A 3,151-nucleotide genomic window follows, 5' to 3' on the forward strand; every position below is an offset into this window, starting at 1 on the left:
CAAAGCGCACATGTTCCGGCGAACCCGTGCGAGGCGATGGCTGAACAGCACAGGTTCAATCCTGATGAGCGGGACACCGAGGTGGACGTATCCTGCGGATCGTGATGGCGACGTACGTGCTGGATGGCACTCGGATTCGAACGCTGGATGACTTCTGGCAGGTACTCATGGACGCGTTCGACGGCCCTGGGCGCCAGTACTTTGGCCGGAACCTCGATGCCTTCGCGGACTGCCTGAGCGGTGGACCTGGGGGCCCGGACGCCGAGGACTACATCGTCGAGTGGCGCGACCATGCCGTATCGCGCAAGCACCTCGGCTACCCGGAAACGGTGCGCCAGTTGGAACTTCGTCTCTCGCGGTGCCACCCCTCGAACCGGGCGGCTGTCGAAGCGAGGCTGGCCGCAGCACGTGATCAGCGCGGGCGGACCGTCTTCGATCAGCTCGTCGAGATCTTTGAGAGCCGTGCTCCCGGCGTTCTGCGGCTGAAGTAGCAGGGCAGCTCACGGGTCAGGAAGTCGGCCCGCGTCCACATGGTCAGCGAGATAGATCAAGGTGGCTTGCGGGTCCATCCCGAAGGCGGCGGCGACGAGCTTGGGGTCCATGGTGTTCACCAAGTCGACAAGCCGGGTGCTGCGAATCATCCGGGGTGGGTATCCGCAGTCGTCAAGGACGTGGGAAAGATAAGCAGTTGAGGCCGGGCTTCGTCTGGCCTTCGTTCCTTTGGTGACCATCACGTGAGGGTTGGCCGTCGGCCATGCCGCACGGTGAGCGAGACAGCGATGCAGCGCGGCCCAGGAGGCCGGGTCCAGAGGGACGGGGCGGGGCCGCTTGCCGAGCCGGACCGTCTGGGCCACCGGGTCGACCTGGGTGATCTGCAGCATCCGGACCTCGGAACTGGAGGCGCCGTGCAGCAGGGCGAGCATGCCCATCAGGGCCTCGTGCGGGTGGACGTGCTCATCGGTGGTCCAGCGGCGAAAGAGCTCGCGCTGCTGGTCGAGGGTGAGAGTCCTGCCACGGAAGCCGTTCGGCTCCTTCGCGGTCAGTGTCCGGGCCGGGTCGACCAGGACGATGCGCTTGGAGCGGGCGAAGCGGAAGAACTGCCGCAGCACGGTCAGCCGTCGCTTCCGGGCCCGGGGCAGGCCGGCCAGGAAGGCCTCGATGTCATGCACGTCGACCAGCGCCCAGTCGTCTTTGCCCTGGTGATTCACGAGGAAGACGGCCAGGTCACGAAGGATACCCAGGGCGGTTTCCAAGGTGTGGTCACTGCGAGGCCGGGTGCCGGCCCGGCGGGCCCGGTCCTGGGCCCGCATCCGGGAGGCGTCGAAGCTGACGACGGCGGGACGCAGGGGCTCGGGGACCGCGTCGAGGCGATGCTGGCGCCGCCCGGCGGCGAGCCGTTCGGCCTGGTCAGTGGGCAGGGCAAGGCCATGGAGGGTGAAGAAGTCCTCCAGCGCACGAGCGAAGGAGCCCATTGAGCGTCCCGGACGGCGAGATCGTTCCAGCAGGGCATGGGGCGAGTTGGCGTGCTCATCCTCCAGGAGCCGACCCAGGTCGGTGACGAAGCCGCAGGCCCGGGCGATGCAATGGCGGGCGGCGACATAGGCGACGAAGTCGCCCAGCCACAACGGCGGTTCAGCAAGCCGGTCGCGGAGGTGTTCGCCGCGGATGAAGGGGCGCCCCGGGTGCTTCTGCCAGCAGGGAGAACACAGCCCCAGCCCGGCATGCCGCCGAAGCTCGCCGCACTCGCGGCAGACGCTCGGTGGCTTCTTGGGTGATCCCGGGTGAGAACAGGGCCCGCACCAGCCGGTCGCCTCGCGCAGATAACCCGGCTTGCCGCAGCGCGGGCACGGCTGCTGGGCGTCCAGCCGCTCGGCTTTGCGGCGGCAGTCCCGGCACAGACGGTTGCCAGCCGCGCGGACCGGATGGCCGCACTGCTCGCAGGCGCGCGAGCAGATGATGCACCGGCCGGTGTCCTGCTGGAGTACGCGGTCCTTCCCGCAGGAAGGACAACTCTCCTTAACGGCTTGCTCGTTCATCCTCCGCTGGCACCGGCAGCAGTGCTGGCGGTCGCGAAAGCCCACCGGGGCACCGCAGGTGACGCAGTCGCGTTGCTTCTTGCCCATCGAGCTCTCCGCCGGTCACAGGGGCGGCATCGACCGGCCCCGGGCGGAGACCGTTTTCGGGGTGTCGGCAACGAGTCGAGGCGGCGTGACGGGCCGTTCGACGGGGGTGGTGTCGACGTCGATCAGGTCGTTGGGGGTGCACTCCAACGCGGTGCACAACGCGGCCAACGTGGTCATCTTCACCTGCGAGGGCTCCTTGGTGAACAGCGCGGACACCGAAGCGGAGGACAACTCCAGGCCGGCCTTCTCGGCCAGCAGCCGCCGCAGCTCGGTGCCGGTCCACACCTCGCGCTGGGCGGCGGCCATCCGCAGCCGCCATCGGATCTTCATGCCGTGGAGTCCTTCCCGGTCAGCTCGGCCAGGGTGCTGGCGACGGCCCGCTGATAGGCGTCCTCGATGAACGTCGCGGAGGGCCGGACATAACGCATGGTCGAGCTGACCGTCCAATGTCCGAGCATTTGCTGGATTGCCACCAGGTCGACGCCGCGTTCGTAGTTGTGGGTCGCGCAGGCCCGCCTCAGGGCATGCGGGCTGAACCGCTCCGCGGGCGGACGTCCTTCGAGTTCCATGAGATAGCGGAGCCGGTTGCGGATGGTCCCGCGATGCAGCGGCCCACCGGACTCGTCGGCGAACAACACCGGCGAGTCGGGGAACTTCCCGCGCACGTCCTCCAGGAACCACCGCAGCACCAAGTCGAGGCCGTCCAGCATCGGCACCCAGCGCGGCCGGGGCCCAGAAGTGTGGGCTCCTTTGCCGAAGCGGACGTGGAGCTTGCCGAACGGGCCGCGGGTGAAGTGCAGGTCCGGCTTCTCCAGCAGTGAGGCCTCCTCCGAGCGGAGTCCTGCGTGATACAGCGTCCGGAACAATGCGTAGTCGCGGGCGGCGGGTCCGTACTTCCTGGCGGTCGCGATCCGTTGCTTCATGAAGTCGAAGAACTCGTTCACCCGCTCCGGGGTCGGTGGCGGCAGCAGGGCCGGGGAGTCGTCACCGACATGCCGGGAGGCGTTGAACTCATCGACGGGGCAGAC

General features: G+C 68.2%; 4 protein-coding genes. 1 reads left to right on the forward strand and 3 read right to left on the reverse strand.

Features of this window, described 5'->3' with window-relative positions; genetic code table 11:
* The first annotated feature begins 101 nt into the window (after positions 1–101).
* Positions 102–491 (forward strand): barstar family protein, encoded by a 390-nt coding sequence (locus ACFWJ4_RS41220; protein ID WP_380554513.1) that lies wholly within the window; start codon positions 102–104, stop codon positions 489–491.
* 9 nt (positions 492–500) lie between these two features.
* Here ACFWJ4_RS41220 and ACFWJ4_RS41225 read toward each other — a convergent pair whose 3' ends face one another.
* The 3 genes from ACFWJ4_RS41225 to ACFWJ4_RS41235 all read right to left on the reverse strand — a co-directional run.
* Positions 501–2,123, reverse strand: a complete 1,623-nt coding sequence (locus ACFWJ4_RS41225) for an integrase (RefSeq protein WP_380554516.1) — start codon at positions 2,121–2,123, stop codon at positions 501–503.
* A 15-nt stretch (positions 2,124–2,138) separates the two neighbouring features.
* Complete coding sequence (locus tag ACFWJ4_RS41230) at positions 2,139–2,453, reverse strand: helix-turn-helix domain-containing protein (RefSeq protein WP_380554519.1); 315 nt, start codon at positions 2,451–2,453, stop codon at positions 2,139–2,141.
* Positions 2,450–3,151 (reverse strand): tyrosine-type recombinase/integrase (locus tag ACFWJ4_RS41235; protein ID WP_380554522.1); only part of this gene is annotated, 702 nt, incomplete at its 5' end. The genes ACFWJ4_RS41230 and ACFWJ4_RS41235, both read right to left, overlap by 4 nt.

This window comes from Kitasatospora sp. NPDC127067 (assembly GCF_042724755.1).
GTDB lineage: Bacteria > Actinomycetota > Actinomycetes > Streptomycetales > Streptomycetaceae > Kitasatospora > Kitasatospora lactacystinica.